Source organism: Pseudocitrobacter sp. 73 (genome assembly GCF_008369545.1).
Lineage (GTDB): Bacteria > Pseudomonadota > Gammaproteobacteria > Enterobacterales > Enterobacteriaceae > Pseudocitrobacter > Pseudocitrobacter vendiensis.
Window position 1 is genome coordinate 241,553 of the sequence record NZ_VTZO01000015.1, and the last position, 17,990, is coordinate 259,542.

Sequence of the window (17,990 nt, forward strand, 5' to 3'; positions counted from 1 at the left end):
TATAGCGATAAAAAAACCGACGCTGAGGGCGTCGGCTTTATAGGGGGATAAATGTGAGAAGGTCTGGACGATTGATGTATTGCCTGATGGCGCTTAGCTTATCAGGCCTACAGACGTTATATCCGACACGTGCTAGCTGTTCGTTAGTGCGCTCTGATACTTATGCAGCATCGCCACCAGCCGAGCAACCGGTTCGGTAACCTGCGGCGAAGCATCCCAGATACGTAATTTGTCCTGATAGATATCTAACTCTTCCAGTAGACGCAGGAAGTAGCGACGACGTTTATCATCGTTGCCTGCAGAGATCACGCTGTCCGCCGTGCGTCTGAGCTGGCGGTGAAACTCAGAGAGATCCTGATTCACAGGCACTGGCGCATCGCGCAGACGCTGGTGCGCAATAATCAGCGACAGGGCCAGACGGAATTTGGCGATATCGTCAGGGAATTTATTCAACAACAGGAAGAGTTGCTGATAGAGCGCCGGCAGATGGTTCTCTTTACGTCGCGCGGAGTTGGTAGTCATCGCCGAAACCGCCGCCGATACAAACTGGTTTAGCAGTACGCGGCCCGTCCGTTCACGCGAGTTATCGCGAATCAGCATAATAACCATCAGCGCCAGGAAGCAGCCCACCAGCTGGCCCAGGGCGCTATCAAGGAACTGGCTAAATTCAAACTTCATCGGGTTATCGAGCACGATAATGTTGATGGTACTCGCCAGCGCACCCAGCGATCCCAGCCGCCGTTTCTGCACCTCGATACCAATAAAGAACGCCAGCACCGCCAGGCTAATACAGAGTAAAAGCATGCTTTGCTGCGTTGAGGGGATGATCACCAGGAAGAAGAGCGTCCCCAGCGGCAGCGCCAGCAGCGTGCCGTAAAGGAAGTCGACGGCAACCATCCGGGGGTTTGGCAGACGCATAGCCAGCGAGGTGACCACCGCAATCATTACCATCGCCCCACTGCCGGATGTCCAGCCGGTCCACAGCCAGAAGAGCGTGCCCAGCACGCAGGATACCGTCGTACGCCAGAAGTTAACCATCGCATGGTGGCGTTCGGCAGACTCGGCCTTCACCACCACTTCGTCCTGAAGAATTTCCTCTTCGCGGGCGCTGATTTTGGTATTACCAATCACGCCGCGTTTTAGCAACAGGTAGCGCGTCGCCGTGCCCACCCAGCCGTAAATCGTAACCGGCGTGCCGTGTTCGCCCGTCCAGGCCATCACCCGACGCATGCGTTTAAGCTGACGATGCACATCCTGTACGGTCTCTACCGGCTCGGCGAAGAGTTCGCGATAGTCATCGGTGACCGTTTCCGGGCGCGTGTTCTGAATGATGTAGGTTTCGCACGCCTGGGTGATCATGGTCAGGGAGACCGTGTTCAACGCCTTTAAGCGCCGATTAGCGCGCGACCAGCGGGAGGACTCCATACTCAGGTTGCTTCGCATTCCACCCAGGGCTGCGGTGCGGCGCACAAGTCCACTCCACGCGCGGTCAACTTCTTCACTGTCGCCATGCTTGATGCACAGCTGCATCAGGCGATATTGATCGATAAGCAGGTTATCCAGTTCAAGGTCGATCTCTTTTTTGATCGATCGCGGGGAGAAAAGCAGATCGGCCATGATCGCGCAGACGATACCAATAACGATCTCGCTACAGCGTTCGACCGCAAATTGCGGCGTCAGGAGCGGTTCGGCCTGAATAGTGATAACGATAATCAGCGCCGTGTAACCCGCCAGCCCCCACGCATAGGAGTTTTCGACGCGGACCAGCGAGGAGAGCCAGGTACAAAAACCGGCCCAGATACAGCACACCAGAACCATTAGCAACGGCGCGCGGATCATCATAATAATGATGGTTAACGCCGCGATACAGCCGATAAAGGTCCCGATGATACGTAGCATCCCGCGGTAGCGGATAGCGCCGGAATAGGGTTCACCACCGGCGGCAAATGCCGGGCCTGCCGCGACGATTGCTGCCGTCAAAACCGCCCAGCGCGGCGTTTCCAGCTCAAAGTGGAAACCGACAAACAGCGCCAGCACAATCGCGCAAGCCAGTTTAATGGCAAAGCGGATGTGCTGATTGGCAATGCTAAAAATGCCCATAACGATTAACCGAACTCACGCAGACGCAGCGCCAGTTTCTGGAAGAAGGTCATGTTCTGCGCGTCCCGGTCTTTTTCACCGGTAATCACCACCGTCGCGGTTGTCCCGGCAGGCCAGATATTATCCTGCTGTTCATCAAGATGAATACGGACCGGCACACGCTGCGCCAGACGTACCCATTCCAGGTTGGAATCAATGGTTGCCATGCCTTTCGCATCATTGCTGCTGCTGGCGTTGGTTACGCCCGCCGCGATGCTATCTACGGTGCCTTTGATAACACGGTTGCTGCCAAGCGGGGTGACTTCCGCACGATAGCCTTTTCGCACGCCTTCCAGTTTGGTCTCTTCCAGGTAGGCCAGTACGTAGAACGAATTCTTTTTCACCAGCGCCACTGCCGTAGAACCACGGGTAATAAACTCACCGTTAAAGACGTTGAGGTTGGTTACCCAACCGGCGGCAGGCGCGCGGATAACGGTGCGGTCAAGGTCAAGACGTGCGAGGTCGCGGGTTGCCTGTGCCTTGGCTAACTGATGCTCGACGGTTTGCAGGACGTTATTGGCCTGGTCGATTTCCTCACGCGACATCGCCTGAATGCCTAACTGGTTACGACGTCCGGCTTCCCGACGCTTCTCGCTGGCGAGCGCTTTGTAATACGCCACATCGGCTTCAGCTTCTTCCAGTGCTTTCTGGTATCGTGGCTGGTCAATGGTAAACAATACCTGGTCTTTACTAACCAGTTGGTTATCCTTGATATTTACCTGAGTAATCAGCCCGGAGACATCGGGCGCGATGGCGACCACGTCTGCACTGAAACGCGCATCACGCGTCCACGGCGACTCGGTGTAGTACACCCAGGCGCGGAAAATGGCGATAAAAGCCAGAATAACCAGTATCAGTGTGATGGCTGTACGGGAGATTTTTCTTATTAGCGTTTTCACATCTACCTCAAACGAACAAACGTGATATCAGATAAAAAAGACAGCAATACAATGCCGTATTGAACAGCGCAGGGTGCCAGACAAAGTCATAGATACCGGTTGGAATAAGCAGTCGCCTCACCCCCCAGAAGATGGCGAGCGACAATAGCAACTCAAAGAAGATCGGCGGGAATGACAGGCCGAAAATCACAATGACAGGAAACAGACTCATGTTGACCTTGGTTTAGACTAGCGTGCAGGTGAGAGTGCGCTTTAATTATTCAGCTAACAGTATATTAACGTAACTGTTATGCCGTTATCTATATATTGTGATCTAAATCACTTTTAAGCCAGAGTGAATAATGGAACGACTAAAACGAATGTCGGTGTTTGCCAAAGTGGTCGAGCAAGGCTCGTTCACCGCCGCCGCGAAACAGCTTCAGATGAGCGTCTCTTCCATCAGCCAGACTGTATCAAAGCTGGAAGATGAGTTACAAGTTAAGCTGTTAAACCGCAGCACGCGTAGTATAGGTCTCACAGAAGCCGGCAAAATATATTACCAGGGATGCCGCCGTATGCTGTTTGAGGCTCAGGATGTCCACGAACAGCTCTACGCGTTTAACAACACACCTATCGGTACGCTGCGAATTGGCTGTTCTTCAACTATGGCACAAAATGTCCTCGCGCGGATCACCGCGGAGATGTTGAAGGAGTACACCGGCCTGACGGTAAATCTGGTCACGGGTATTCCGGCCCCGGATCTGATTGCCGATGGTCTGGATGTGGTCATTCGCGTTGGCGCATTGCAGGATTCCAGCCTCTTCTCGCGCCGGTTAGGCTCGATGCCGATGGTTATCTGCGCGGCTAAAAGTTATCTACAACATGCAGGCATTCCAGAGAAGCCCGCCGACCTCGCCAACCATTCATGGCTGGAATACAGCGTGCGTCCGGATAACGAATTTGAGCTGATCGCCCCCGAAGGCCTGACCACACGCCTCATTCCTGAAGGGCGATTTGTGACTAACGATCCGATGACGCTTAGCCGCTGGCTCTCTGCGGGTGCGGGGATCGCGTACGTGCCGCTCATGTGGGTGATCGAAGAGATTAACCGTGGCGAGGTGGAAATTTTGCTGCCGCGCTACCAGTCCGATCCGCGTCCGGTTTACGCACTTTATACCGAGAAAGATAAGCTGCCACTGAAAGTGCAGGTGTGTATTAATTACCTGACCGATTATTTTGTCGAGGTGGCCAGGCTGTATCAGGGGATGCGGGGTAAAGATGAGACGGGAGAACGTTGAGGCATTTCGCCTGATGGCGCTACGCTTATCAGGCCTACTCGATCGGTTGGCCGGATAAGGCAAAGCCGTCATCCGGCAACAACGCGCACAACACCGTAGGCCGAATAAGGCGAAGCCGCCATCCGGCAAGGCAAAATTACGCGGTGCCACCCACGGTCAGGTTATCAACCTTCAGCGTCGGCTGACCCACGCCAACCGGCAGGCTCTGCCCCTCTTTACCGCAAACGCCCACGCCGTTATCCAGCTTCAGGTCGTTACCGACCATGGAAATCTGCTGCATGGTTTCAATACCGGAACCAATCAGCGTCGCGCCTTTCACCGGTTTCGTGACTTTACCGTTTTCAATCAGATACGCTTCTGACGTCGAGAAGACGAATTTCCCGGAGGTGATATCCACCTGGCCGCCGCCAAAGTTCGGCGCGTAAATGCCGTACTCAACGGATTCGATAATCTCCTGCGGCGTCGATTTCCCGGCCAGCATGTAAGTGTTGGTCATACGCGGCATCGGCAGATGCGCATAGGATTCACGACGGCCGTTCCCGGTCGGTGCAACGCCCATCAGACGCGCGTTGAGTTTGTCCTGCATGTAGCCTTTCAGAATGCCATTTTCGATCAGCACGTTGTACTGACCCGGCGTACCTTCATCATCAATAGCCACAGAGCCACGGCGATCCTGCATGGTGCCGTCATCGACGACCGTACACAGTTCAGAGGCCACCAGCTCGCCCATCTGACCGCTGAAAACAGAAGTGCCGCGACGGTTGAAGTCGCCTTCCAGACCGTGACCTACCGCTTCATGCAGCAGCACACCCGGCCAGCCTGCGCCCAGCACCACCGGCAGCGTTCCCGCAGGCGCCGCGACGGCTGAAAGATTTACCAGCGCCATACGCACGGCTTCTTTTGCCCATGCATCCGCGCGCACTTCACCATCGAGGTCTGCCAGGAAATAGTCGTAGCCAAATCGACCGCCGCCGCCACTCGCGCCGCGTTCACGTTTGCCGTTATCGTCAACCTGAACACTGACAGACAAGCGCACCAGCGGGCGAACATCCGCCGCCAGCGTACCGTCCGTTGCGGCGACCAGGATCAGTTCATACACGCCCGTCAGGCTGGCAGACACTTCCTGTACGCGCTTATCAGCCGCACGCGCGACTTTATCGACGCGACGCAAAATATCGAGTTTCTCTTCACGGGTCATGCTTTGCAGCGGATCGAGCGAGGTATAGAGCGGAGAGTGGTCTACCGCGCCCAGCGTGTGCACCTTGCCATCACCCGCGTCACGAACGATGGTCCGCGCCGCCTGTGCGCTCTGCTCAAGTGCCAGCAGGCTAATCTGATCTGCGTAGGCAAACCCGGTTTTTTCACCGCTCACCGCACGCACGCCAACACCCTGGTCGATATTGTAAGAACCATCTTTAATGATGCTGTCTTCTAAAACCCAGGATTCGTGATAGCTCGACTGAAAATAGAGATCGCCATAATCGAGACGGCGCTCGGCGAGTTGACCAAGAATGTCAAACAGGCGCTGATGATTCAGGCCGTTCGCTGCCAGCAATTGTTCACTTACCAGGTTTAGACTCATTATTCGCTACTCGTTAGTTACCGCTAAAATGCTCGTGTTAAAAGAGTGAGGCAATTGTGCGATTGCGTCAAATCATTGCTTCGTATCGCTGCGCGCCTGGCGCAGAACTTCATTGATTTGCGGCGAATCGATTGGCCCGGTGATGCGATAACGCAGAATTGAGACTTTGCTCCACAGCGGCCCCAGCACTTTACTGGCCGCGAAGACGGCTGCACCGACAATCGGGTTAATGGCAAACGCCGCTGCCACACCGACAGTTGCAGAAATCTCAGGCGCAACAATGGCTTCCATCGCCAGTTGACGGCGGACTAAATCGACCGAACCTTTCATGGCGATATCCGCTTCCAGGCCATCAACCAGGGTGTCATCCGTGTTCAGCACGCCGTCTTTAATCCAGGCGGTGCTGCGGATAGAGTCAAAATAGAAGCCTTCCGTAAAGGTATCGCTAAAATCAAAGCGCAGTTTACGCAGCAGCGCATCGACGCTCAGCAGGCGCAGCAGCTGACCCGCATGGCCAGTGCTCAAATCGGTAAACTGGCCTTTGCCAATACGCGTTTTCAAAATACCGTTCAGCGACGGGACATCCGGCTGCCACGGACTGGCGCGCCAGTGTAAGTCGTAATCCAGGTCAATTGAGGAGTCGCGGATTGGCGTGGCGATACCAAAGAACGCCACCGCATCATCAATTTTCTTGCCGCGCAATTTTCCTTTCAGCGACGTCCGCTGACTATTCAGCCCATTAACCCATTCGCCGTCGCTGGTCAGCCGCGCGAAGCCGGTATCCACCAGGCCGTTACTGAGCGTCAGGGTGTCGCCTTTAATGGCAAAATCGCCGTCGATACGGCCATATTTCTGCCCCCATAGCCAGCATTCCGCACAACGAAGCTGAAGATCCGGCCAGCCACTGAAATCGATGCGATTACGGGTGAGCGGGCCTGTCGACGCCGCCGAGGCCTGCGTCAGCGGCGTCGCGGATGGGTTGTAATACAGATAGCGAATTGCCGCCTGCCACGGTGCATTGTCGTGCATGGTCAGCGTGGCATTCACTTCGCGGCCCTGCGCATCAACTTTGGTACCCTGCGCCGACGGCTGCGAAACGATGCTCAGGTTATTCCACTGCTGCCCGCCTAAGGTCAGCGACGGCGTGCGCAGCGTGACCTGTTTCGGGAAAACGGCGGCGGAGCTTGCATCACTGGCCGCGCCCTGCTGGAACAACGCCAGCCACTGTGCGCCATCCATGGGTGGGAGATTTAGCTCAACGCCCTGCTGCTGGGGCAACGGCGGATTAGTGCGGCTGTCGCTTGCCCAGATTGCGCGATCCAGCGTCAGTTTCTGGTTGAGCAACCAACGACTATTGAGATGATTATTACTTCCCACTTTGCCGGTTAAATCGAAGCTTTTCAGGTTGCCATCAACGTCAATTTTCACCGGAAGCGGCTCACCGGCGGCTTTATCGACCGGTGCAGGTAAGTGACTACTCACATTTTTCAGGTCAGCGGTGACGCCTACCTTGTACGTGGGGCTACCGCGATACGGCAGCTCAATAGCGACTTTCCCCTGCCACGGCACGGTGCCGCTGATTTCGTCGTTGACAGCTTTCGGCAGTACGCCCGTGCGTGAAGGTTGCCAGTTGGCGTCCATGTTGACACCAACCTGATACGATTTCTCGCCTTCACGGGTGTTGAAATCAACCTTCAGCGGCTGATTAAACCAGGTTGCGGTCATCGGCTGGCTCTGCAAATCGCCGTTAGAGAAGCTAAATTTGCCGCTCAGGTTCTGCAGCGTACTGTCGAGCGGTTTGATAAACAGGCTGTTGTTATTGAGCGCTACATCGCCAGTTGCATGAACCAGCTCACCATTAAGCGGAATATCAAGCTGTAAGCGAGCACTCACATTCCCATCAAGCTGGAGTTCATCCAGCGTCGCACCTAAAGATTCTTTAAGCGGTGTTTCATTGAAATACGGCCCAACCGCCTTACCCGGCCCGTTGATGTCGGCATCAATCAGCAGCTTCTCTTTGGCGTAGTCCGGGATCATGGCGTTAAGGTTGGTCGCCGTGACGCCGCCCAATGCCACTTTGTCGGCCTTCATCCACAAGCCATCGTTGAGGAAGTCGAGATGAATGTCGAGGTCGGTCAGCGCGGGCCAGTCAGGCTGGAAGGCAAAGGTGGCATTGCGCAGCGGCACCGACACTTCAAACTGCCCTTCGTTGTGCTTGTACGGGAAGAGATGCGGATTGCCGCCATACACCAGCGTCGCGTTATCAGCCTGGCCGCCTTTAATCGCGCCGCTCAGGTAATCGACCAGCTCTTTGCCCATCAGATTTTCCGGGAAATAGCGCCAGGCCTGGCCGCCATCGTCGGTGCTGATGCCCGCCAGAATGCCCAGCCAGGGCTGGTCATCTTTCGGCTGCAGGTAACGGAAACCGCCTGCGGCGCGGACGGCTTTGGCTTCTACATCGATATGACGACCATCCAGCATGAAGCCTTTATCGTTATTCAGCCAGTTGAGTGTGGCGGTGCCTTTGGCAATCTCCAGCGGCGCGCGGAAGACCGTTTCATACGGCATCGTCGCCTGCTGCATATTCACTTTCAACGCGCCGTTTTCAACGCTGCCGGACAGATCGCCAGAGACATTCTCTGCACCGGGCAACAACTTCCACTGCTTCCAGGCCAGATCCTTCCACGCGGCCTGGAAACGGGTTTGTTCGGTCGCCTGGAGAGGGATATCGAGCCCTAGCGAATCAATCATGCCGTTTGGCTGTGTGGTGCGCCAGATTTCGCCAAGCTTGGGAGAGAGTTTGTCGGCAATCGGCAACAGGCCGTTAAGCCCGGCAAGAGAAAGATGGCTGGCGCGTATGCGCAGTTCATCGCTGCGCACGCTGTTTTTGCCGCCCACTTCCTGCTCGGAGATCCACGCCAGCGCCAGCGCGCCGCGCGGCCATGGCGTATCATCGATAGTGATTCGCGTATCAGGAATACGGAATTCCCAGCCATTTTTCTCACGCGAGAGATGCGCCGTCAGGTTATCCACCGCAAGACGGTGATCCTCTTTATCACCCTCCCAGCTCGCGCCGCCTTTTTTCAACCAGACGTCACCGCTGGCAATTTCGCCTTTATCAAGCGAAGCCCAGGCTTCAAGGCTGAAGCGCGCACTGGTCAACGCGATGTTGTCCTGCATCCATTTGCCCAGCCAGGGTTTAACATCGATATCATCCGCCTGTAACCACAGCCTGCCTTTGTTCAGCAGGCCGTTTTCATCACGCAGATCCATACGCACTTTCATCACCCCGTGCTGCCCGGTGAGACTGGTCAGGCTCAGTTCACCTTCCGCGCGGTGTCGGTTCTTACCGTTCAGCCAGGTGAGTTGCGGGATCGCCAGTTCAGCCCGCTGACCGGAAAGGGTCAGGAAGCTCAGGTGGCTATCGCGCAGGGTGAACTGGTCAAACTGGCGCAGGAAGAGATCAGCAATGCGATCGCCTTCCATGCTGTCGCTACTTTCATTGCTTTGCAGCGGCGAATTGGTGTGAATGTTGAGCTGCCAGAACGTGAGATCGCGGAACTGCCAGCGCATATGCAGCAGGCTCTGCCAGACATCCAGCGCCAGCGAGACGCGTTTAATCGACATCTCACCGCCGTCGTTATCCAGCCCGGCTTTAATATCACGCACTTCAAGGGTGGGGCCGAAGTTTTCCCAGCTGGCCTGAATTTTCGAGGCTTCTACCGGTTGCCCCGCCGCCGAGGAGATTTTCGCCAGGATTTGCGGGCGCCACTCGTCCAGATGCGGCAGCACGAGGCGCAGGCCGCTCACCAGCAGCGCAGCAATGACAATCAATGTTGCCACGGTGAGCAGTAATATCCCCGGCAATCGCCTCACGCTTCTCTCCTTGTGCCTGGCAGGCTGTTTTACATCATAACCACATCAAACTGCTCTGGATTGTAGAGCGGTTCGATTTGTACTTTTACCTGCTTGCCGACGAAAATTTCGACTTCCGCCAGTGCGTGTGATTCATCACCTTTCAGGGTTTCCGCCACCGACGGTGATGCATACACCAGGAAGCGATCGGAATCATACGCATGATGCACGCGCACAATTTCACGCATGATTTCATAACATACGGTCTCAACGGTTTTCACCGTTCCGCGTCCGTGGCACGTCGGGCACTGATTGCAAAGCACATGCTCCACGCTTTCACGGGTGCGCTTACGGGTCATCTCCACCAGCCCAAGCTGAGAGAAGCCATTAATGCTGGTTTTCACGCGATCTTTGCTCAGCGCCTGCTCCAGCGAGTGCAGCACGCGACGGCGGTGATCGTCATTATTCATATCGATAAAGTCGATGATGATAATGCCGCCCAGATTACGCAGACGCAGCTGCCGCGCGATCGCCTGGGTCGCTTCAATGTTGGTATTGAAGATAGTGTCGTCGAGATTACGGTGGCCGACAAATGCCCCGGTGTTGATATCCACCGTGGTCATCGCTTCGGTCTGATCGATAATCAGATAGCCACCCGACTTCAGTTCTACTTTACGTTCCAGCGCGCGCTGAATTTCATTTTCGACATCAAAGAGATCGAAGATCGGCTGATGGCCGGTGTAGTGCTCCAGCTTGCTGGTCATCTCCGGGATATATTCGGCGGTAAATTCCAGCAGTGCTTCATAGGTCAGTCGCGAATCAACGCGAATACGGTCAAGCTGAGCATCGGCAAAATCACGCAGCACACGCTGCGCCAGCGCCAGTTCGCCGTACATCTGATAACGCGTTTGATGGCGTTTTTTACGCTCCATCACTTTGGTCCACACGCGTTTGAGGTACGCGGCGTCAGAGGCTAAATCCTCTTCACACACGCCCTCTGCCGCCGTACGAATGATAAACCCGCCCTGCTCGTCGCAGTATTCCGCCACCACCTTTTTCAGGCGTTCGCGTTCGGCTTCACTTTCAATACGTTGGGAGACGCCGACGTGGGACGCGCCAGGCATAAAGACCAGATAACGGGAAGGGAGCGTGATATCGGTTGTCAGACGCGCGCCTTTGGTGCCGAGCGGATCTTTCACCACCTGGACCATGAGGTCCTGCCCCTGACGCACCAGCTCGGAGATGTCGCGCACGGTGAACTGTTTTTGTTCTTCGCCCGCCACGCACTCGGTGTGCGGCATGATATCGGAAGCGTGAAGGAATGCGGCCTTATCCAGACCAATATCTACAAATGCCGCCTGCATCCCTGGCAATACCCGACTGACACGACCCTTGTAGATATTGCCTACTATTCCGCGTCGCGCTTCACGCTCAATATGAATTTCCTGCAAAATGCCGCCATCGATATACGCCACACGCGTTTCGGATGGCGTCACATTTACTAATAATTCAGCCGTCATGTTTATCCCTTTCCTCACGTAGTGAGTTAAAGTTACTGAGCAACTCATACGTTTCCACCAGCGGTAAGCCGACTACGGCGTGATAGCTGCCATTTATCTTCCTGACAAAACAGCCACCCAACCCTTGAATACCGTATGCACCTGCTTTATCTAAAGGTTCACCGCTGGCAACGTAGCCTGCGATATCGTGTTCGGAAAGTACTCTGAACGTCACATCGGTGACCACCAGCGCGTCGAGCGTGTTCTGGCGGTCTGCCAGCGCGACAGCGGTCATCACCTGATGCGTTTCCCCTGAAAGCTTGCCCAGCATCTCTGCCGCATGGGCGGCATCACGTGGTTTCTCCAGCACTTCGCCATTGAGGATAACTATAGTATCCGCGCCCAGAACCGGGAGGTCTTGATTGACCATCGCCACCCCGGCCTGCGCTTTTTCGCGCGCCAGCCGCGTCACGTATTGCTGCGCGCTTTCCTGCGGACGGCGCTGCTCTTCAATGCCTGGAACGATTTTTTCAAACGCCACACCTAATTGGGTAAGCAGTTCCTGGCGACGCGGGGAGCCTGAAGCGAGATAAATTTTCATAACGACCTTATTGCACGGCGAATTGCTGACGAACTTTGCGCATCAGGAGGAAGATCCACGGCCAGAGTACGCCATTGACTACACTACTCCAGAACACTTCTGGTCGGAAAGAGACGTTGATCACTAAAAACTCTGACCAGAAAACAATAATATCCGTGGCAAGCGACAACAGTATGACGACCAGCGCCTGTTGCCAGAGCGCCAGATTACGAAACAGCTGATACTTGAGCACCACCAGATACGCCACGATGCTCAACGACAGCGCGCGCACGCCAAGCGTTGAACCGCTAATGAGATCCAGAATCGCGCCCATCACAAAGCCTGTACCGACATTCACCCGATGCGGCAGCGCCAGTGACCAGTAAAGCAGAATGAGCAGAACCCAGTTGGGCCGGAAAACAATAATGTTGTCCGGCCAGGGCATCACTTGCAGCAGCAGTGCGATAAGAAACGAGAGCCAGATTACCCAGCGTCCCTGGCTACGGTAACTCGCCACTATGGCCCTCCCTGAGGGGAGAGCTCAGTCGGCGGGGTTTCCGTGGGCGAGGTTGCAATCCCTGTAGCAGGCGCAGGAACTGGCGTAGGCGGCCCCATGGAATCCGGGGATGGCAATACCTGTGGCATCATCTGCATCAGACGCTCGTTAGCTACGCGATGCACATCTTCCGGTGTCATCGGGTTCGCACCGTTACGATCGGCGCCCCACAACAGCAGCAGATAACGCAGACGCTGTAAGCCGGCAGTTGGACGCGCCTGGATCACGGTGTACGCACGCTGCGTATCGAGCTTCACAGAGGAGACCACCGCAACCGGGTACCCTTCCGGGAAACGACCGCCGAGGCCAGACGTCACCAGCACGTCGCCGACGCGGATATCGGTGTTGGCAGGCAGGTGTTCGAGCTGGAGATCGTCGGTGCAGCCGTTACCGGCGGCAATCACGCGGATGTCGTTACGCAGCACCTGAATCGGCAGCGCATGCGTGGCATCGCAAATTAACAGCACGCGGCTGGTCAGTTTGGCGACAGCCACCACCTGGCCGACCACGCCTTTGTCGCTGATGACCGGCTGGCCTTCATAGACGCCATTGACGCTGCCTTTATCGATAACCACCTGATCGCTGTAAGGATCGTTAACAGTAGAGATCACCTGCGTCACCATTTTCTGCTCATCCTGACGCAGCGGCGAACCCAGCAGTTCACGTAAACGGGCGTTTTCTTGTTTGTACTGACCCAGCATCAGCAGGTCGCTGTTTTTCAGCAGCAGTTCCTGGCGAAGTGCCCGGTTTTCAAGTTCGAGTTGGTCACGCGAGGCCAGCGTTTGTGACACGCTGTCGAGTAATTCACGAGGACCATTAGAGACAAAATAGAAAGGACTGACGGCGGTATCCATGTACGTTCGGATCTGGCTGAACATACCAAGGCGGCTGTCGGCGATGATAACGCCAAGCGCGATCAGAACCGCCAGGATAAGGCGAATCTGTAGCGACGGGCCACGGCTAAAAATGGGCTTCATAGGCTATGCGTATTCTCGTGTCAGTAAAATCAAGGGTAGCCCGAAAGCTACCCCGGACTCAGGCTGACTACTCTTCGCTAAACAAGTCGCCGCCGTGCATATCGATCATTTCCAGCGCTTTGCCGCCACCGCGCGCCACACAGGTCAGCGGATCTTCAGCAACAACGACAGGAATGCCCGTTTCTTCCATTAACAGGCGGTCAAGGTTACGCAGCAGCGCACCACCACCGGTCAGAACCATACCGCGCTCGGAGATGTCGGACGCCAGTTCCGGCGGACACTGTTCCAGAGCAACCATGACGGCGCTTACGATACCGGTCAGCGGCTCTTGCAGCGCTTCGAGGATTTCGTTGGAGTTCAGGGTGAAACCGCGCGGTACGCCTTCTGCCAGGTTACGGCCACGTACTTCGATTTCACGCACTTCGTCGCCCGGGTAAGCGGAGCCGATTTCATGCTTGATACGCTCTGCGGTGGCTTCACCGATCAGAGAGCCGTAGTTACGACGGACGTAGTTAATAATAGCTTCATCGAAACGGTCGCCGCCGATACGTACGGAAGAGGAGTAAACCACACCGTTCAGGGAGATAACCGCCACTTCAGTGGTACCACCACCGATATCAACCACCATAGAACCTGTCGCTTCGGAAACCGGCAGACCCGCACCAATTGCGGCAGCCATCGGTTCTTCAATCAGGAACACTTCACGGGCACCAGCGCCCTGCGCGGATTCACGAATCGCACGACGCTCAACCTGCGTTGCGCCAACCGGCACACACACCAGTACACGTGGGCTTGGACGCATGAAGCTGTTGCTGTGCACTTGTTTAATAAAGTGCTGCAACATTTTTTCGGTAACGAAGAAGTCAGCGATAACGCCGTCTTTCATCGGGCGGATGGCTGCGATGTTGCCAGGCGTACGACCCAGCATCTGTTTGGCGTCATGACCGACGGCAGCGACGCTTTTCGGAGAACCAGCACGATCCTGACGAATGGCCACCACGGAAGGCTCATTCAATACGATGCCTTGTCCTTTTACGTAAATCAGGGTATTCGCAGTACCCAGGTCAATGGACAGGTCATTGGAAAACATGCCACGAAATTTTTTCAACATACTAAGGGATAATCCTGAAAGCTGGGGCGGAAAACAAAATCCGCTTACTTTACCAACCACACGCAGCAGCGACAAGGCGCAAAAATCATCTGCAACGGTGAAAATTAGTGCAGTTCGTTTCCTCTGTTACAAATCCAACCTGGCTCCATCAGCGTCGGGAGTCATTAACCGTATCCCAATCTGGACTTGCAACCTGTTTCAAAGGTCGTCGACTTGCATGATGCGACATATACCCGGCGAGCAGACACGCACACCCCCGAATAAACCGCGCGCATTATTCTACGTGATAAACACGCTAAACAGCAGGTCAAACAGAGTATCTTTGCGAATATTTTTTCACATTCGTGTCAAGTGGTTGTGAGGCGGCAAAAAAATCACCTTGCCCGCCGGAAACGCCACACTCTGTCAGTACCTGCCATTCACTACGGCTCCGGATGCCCGGCGCAAAAACCTGCATGGTTGTGCCTTTCGTGGCTTCAACCAGACTTTGCACCAGCAACTGGTTTTGACTCCGCTTCTCAATATTTCGCACCAGGCTTGGGTCAAGCTTAATGAGTTCAACCTCAAGTTGCTTAATCCAACTGGTGCTCACCAGGGTTAAACCCGCCTGAATAACGGCGATCCTGGCCCCCAATGCGTTAATTAAACGCACGACGGGCTGCAAGCGGCTGATATGTTGACAAACATCCGCCTCTGCAAGTTCAAAAATAATCCGTTTACGTTGCGATTTTTCGCATTGCATTAACGTATCACGCAGCCAGCGCTGAAAACGCGGGCGAATGAGCGACTCGACCGACACCTGCAACGCCAGGTTTTCCTCTGGCCAGAAATTCAGGAACGGCAGCACGCGGTTTATCTGCAAACGGTCATACTCTTCCATCAGGCCGAACTCCAGCACCATCGGCAGATACTCAGCGGCAATCACCTCTTCAGTACCGTCATAGATGCGACAAATGAGTTCCCGGTGATGCACACGACCATTAAGCGTGACCGCCGGTTTCTGATACAGACGCGGGCCGCCGCGTCGTAACATTTGTTCGATGAGCGTACGCCAGCGTACATTCCCGCGCCCTTTCTCCGGCAGCGAATCATCGTAAATCGCCCAGCTATTACTGCCCTGCAACACCGCGTTGCGTACGGCGGCTTCCGCGTGCTCCATCACCTGTTGGCTGGTTTGTCCGCTACGCCAGGCACAAATGCCAATGTGCATCATGTCATCACGGTCGAGAATTTTGGTTATCGGCAGCGCATCCACCGCCTTGAGCAGTTGACCAGCGATACTGTCGGCTTCCTTCAGGGTGCGATGCGGCAACAGTACAGTAAAGTCGCTGCGGTGGTATCGCGCCAGTAATGCGCCGGGGTAACGCATCATAAAGGTGGAAAGCAGGTTGATGAGCATAAAGAGGTGCTCTTCTGCCGCTTCATTGCCCCAACTGTCGCGCAGTAAATCGAGGTCCGGCAGACGAATCATCATCACAATGCCGTGCGCACCGACGTTTTCCTGATCGTCCAGCAGCGTCGCCAGTTGATTATCAAAGAAAAGACGATTGCTGAGGCCGGTTTTATTATCCTGCGCGGCATAGGCGCGAATCAGCGTATCCATTCGGCTGCGCTGTTCACCGGCAAACTGAATTTCTGACAACAGGAGGTCCATCGCACTACTCGTGCGGGCAGGCCATTCGTGAACGTTACCTTTCACTTTCGCGCCGCGCTCACCGTTCAGGATGCGAATGGCCCGCGATTCCAGCAACTCTTGTCCCGCCAGTTGGCGACGCAGCCAGCGCACAGCGATAAACACCATCAATACCATAAAAGCAATGGTTAGCGTCAGCGGCAGTGTGGTCATCAGCGAACGGAAGTAGTTCGCCATCGGATCCTGATACTCCAGCTTAATTTGCATGCCGGGATGCTTAACAGAATCAATCACCACTTCGCGATAGCGATAATAGCTGCCGACCGGGCGGTAGCTGCTTTTGCGCGCGTGATGGTAGATGTTTTTTCCATCCTGGAGGAAATCGACACGCACCACATCCACGGGCGCCAGCATTTCATCAAGCTGCGGGCCCAGTTGCTCGAAGGGCGTGGTCAGCAGGCGATTATCCAGCACCGTGGCCACCGCCTCAACGCGGCTCTTCACTTTATATTGAATGCCGTTATAAAAACTCAGCGACGAGCCAATCAACGTCACCAGGATTGTCAACCCGGTCAGCAGCGTAAAAAAAGCGGAAAATTTCGTCGTTAATCGCATCCCTGATTTAACTCCGTTGGTTAATCGTCACCCGACAAATCGCCCGGCCCCGGCTGCCCGCTCCTTCAAAAGTGAGCACTAACATATCAAATGAACCCGGCATACTACCAAATCAGGGGTTTCTGGCAATTTATTGCGCCAAATCGACATAGAATTGTGTGTAGCGAGTATAGTTCTGAAGGAAATTTTACCCAACATCGAGCCATTGAGGACGGATTATGCAGGCATTAATCTTAAAACAGCAGGACGGGAAAACCCTTGCATCGGTACAGCGCATCGACGACAGCCTGTTGCCGCAAGGGGATGTCACCGTGGATATTCAGTGGTCCAGCCTGAACTATAAAGACGCGCTGGCGATCACCGGAAAAGGCAAAATTATCCGCAACTTCCCTATGGTGCCCGGCATCGATTTCGCCGGTACGGTACACGCCAGCGACGATGCGCGTTTCCAGCCCGGTCAGCAGGTGCTGCTCACCGGCTGGGGCGTAGGGGAAAATCACTGGGGCGGTTTGTCTGAACGCGCACGCGTGAAGGGCGACTGGCTGGTGCCGATGCCAAAGGGGCTCGATGGCCGTAAAGCGATGATTATCGGCACCGCCGGTTTCACCGCCATGCTGTGCGTGATGGCACTGGAAGATGCGGGTGTGCGTCCACAAGACGGCGAAATTGTGGTAACTGGCGCCAGCGGCGGCGTAGGCAGCACCGCGGTCGCGCTACTGCATAAACTGGGTTATCAGGTGGCCGCTGTTTCAGGTCGCGAAAGCACCCACGATTACCTGCGCCAGCTGGGCGCAAACCGAATTCTGGCGCGTGATGAATTCGCAGAAACGCGTCCACTGGAAAAACAGGTCTGGGCGGGTGCTGTCGATACCGTTGGCGATAAAGTGCTGGCGAAGGTGCTGGCGCAAATGAACTACGGCGGTTGCGTGGCGGCCTGCGGCCTGGCGGGCGGTTTCGCCCTGCCGACCACCGTGATGCCGTTTATTCTGCGCAACGTCCGTTTGCAAGGCGTCGATTCAGTGATGACCCCAATTGCGCGCCGCACCGCCGCGTGGGAGCGTCTGGTGAAAGATCTGCCAGAATCGTTTTACGCCCAGAGTGCGACGGAAATCCCCCTTGATAAAGCACCGCAGTTTGCTGACGCGATTATCAACAATCAGGCACAGGGCCGTATCCTGGTAAAAATCGCCTAATCTTCAAATTTTCGTGACATATTCGCGCAAATAACGCCTCTCCGTCATGCTTAGTACAAATGACGGAGAGGTGA

Annotated in this window: 13 protein-coding genes; 2 read left to right on the top strand and 11 right to left on the bottom strand. The window is 55.2% G+C overall.

Annotated elements, in window-relative coordinates:
• Window positions 1-132: 132 nt before the first annotated feature.
• From aaeB to aaeX, 3 genes are read right to left on the bottom strand one after another with little or no spacing between them, the layout of a single operon-like run.
• Window positions 133-2,100, bottom strand: coding sequence for a p-hydroxybenzoic acid efflux pump subunit AaeB (gene aaeB, locus F0Q32_RS17185; protein ID WP_149464028.1), 1,968 nt, complete (start codon window positions 2,098-2,100; stop codon window positions 133-135).
• A 5-nt stretch (window positions 2,101-2,105) separates the two neighbouring features.
• The gene (aaeA, locus tag F0Q32_RS17190) at window positions 2,106-3,038 is read right to left on the bottom strand and encodes a p-hydroxybenzoic acid efflux pump subunit AaeA (RefSeq protein ID WP_149464029.1); all 933 of its coding nucleotides are present in this window, start codon (window positions 3,036-3,038) and stop codon (window positions 2,106-2,108) included.
• Between the two features lie 7 nt (window positions 3,039-3,045).
• Window positions 3,046-3,249, bottom strand: coding sequence for a p-hydroxybenzoic acid efflux pump operon protein AaeX (gene aaeX, locus F0Q32_RS17195; RefSeq protein WP_015962790.1), 204 nt, complete (start codon window positions 3,247-3,249; stop codon window positions 3,046-3,048).
• Window positions 3,250-3,379: 130 nt separating this feature from the next.
• Between aaeX and aaeR the strand changes: the two genes are divergently transcribed.
• Window positions 3,380-4,315 (top strand): HTH-type transcriptional activator AaeR, encoded by a 936-nt coding sequence (gene aaeR, locus F0Q32_RS17200; RefSeq protein ID WP_149464030.1) that lies wholly within the window; start codon window positions 3,380-3,382, stop codon window positions 4,313-4,315.
• 136 nt (window positions 4,316-4,451) lie between these two features.
• Here the strand turns inward: aaeR and tldD are convergent, their stop codons facing one another.
• The 8 genes from tldD to csrD all read right to left on the bottom strand — a co-directional run bounded on the left by tldD (window position 4,452) and on the right by csrD (window position 16,723).
• Complete coding sequence (gene tldD, locus F0Q32_RS17205) at window positions 4,452-5,897, bottom strand: metalloprotease TldD (RefSeq protein WP_149464031.1); 1,446 nt, start codon at window positions 5,895-5,897, stop codon at window positions 4,452-4,454.
• A 72-nt stretch (window positions 5,898-5,969) separates the two neighbouring features.
• Entirely contained in the window at window positions 5,970-9,773 is a 3,804-nt protein-coding gene (gene yhdP / locus F0Q32_RS17210) for an AsmA2 domain-containing protein YhdP (RefSeq protein WP_149464032.1), read from the bottom strand.
• 29 nt (window positions 9,774-9,802) lie between these two features.
• Window positions 9,803-11,272 (bottom strand): ribonuclease G, encoded by a 1,470-nt coding sequence (rng, locus tag F0Q32_RS17215; protein ID WP_149464033.1) that lies wholly within the window; start codon window positions 11,270-11,272, stop codon window positions 9,803-9,805.
• Window positions 11,262-11,852 carry a nucleoside triphosphate pyrophosphatase gene (locus F0Q32_RS17220; protein ID WP_149464034.1) on the bottom strand — a complete coding sequence of 197 codons (591 nt, stop codon included), beginning with the start codon at window positions 11,850-11,852 and terminating at the stop codon, window positions 11,262-11,264. Before F0Q32_RS17220 ends, rng begins: the two co-directional genes overlap by 11 nt.
• Before the next feature lie 7 nt (window positions 11,853-11,859).
• Window positions 11,860-12,348 (bottom strand): rod shape-determining protein MreD, encoded by a 489-nt coding sequence (gene mreD, locus F0Q32_RS17225; RefSeq protein WP_015962784.1) that lies wholly within the window; start codon window positions 12,346-12,348, stop codon window positions 11,860-11,862.
• Window positions 12,348-13,364 (bottom strand): rod shape-determining protein MreC, encoded by a 1,017-nt coding sequence (gene mreC, locus F0Q32_RS17230; RefSeq protein ID WP_149464035.1) that lies wholly within the window; start codon window positions 13,362-13,364, stop codon window positions 12,348-12,350. The genes mreD and mreC overlap by 1 nt, the downstream gene beginning before the upstream one ends.
• 67 nt (window positions 13,365-13,431) lie before the next feature.
• Window positions 13,432-14,475, bottom strand: coding sequence for a rod shape-determining protein MreB (gene mreB / locus F0Q32_RS17235; RefSeq protein WP_000913396.1), 1,044 nt, complete (start codon window positions 14,473-14,475; stop codon window positions 13,432-13,434).
• A 307-nt stretch (window positions 14,476-14,782) separates the two neighbouring features.
• Entirely contained in the window at window positions 14,783-16,723 is a 1,941-nt protein-coding gene (gene csrD, locus F0Q32_RS17240; RefSeq protein WP_149464036.1) for an RNase E specificity factor CsrD, read from the bottom strand.
• A gap of 218 nt (window positions 16,724-16,941) precedes the next feature.
• On the opposite strand from csrD, the gene F0Q32_RS17245 reads away from it, so the two are divergent.
• Window positions 16,942-17,916 (top strand): MDR family oxidoreductase, encoded by a 975-nt coding sequence (locus tag F0Q32_RS17245; RefSeq protein ID WP_149464037.1) that lies wholly within the window; start codon window positions 16,942-16,944, stop codon window positions 17,914-17,916.
• Window positions 17,917-17,990 lie beyond the last annotated feature (74 nt).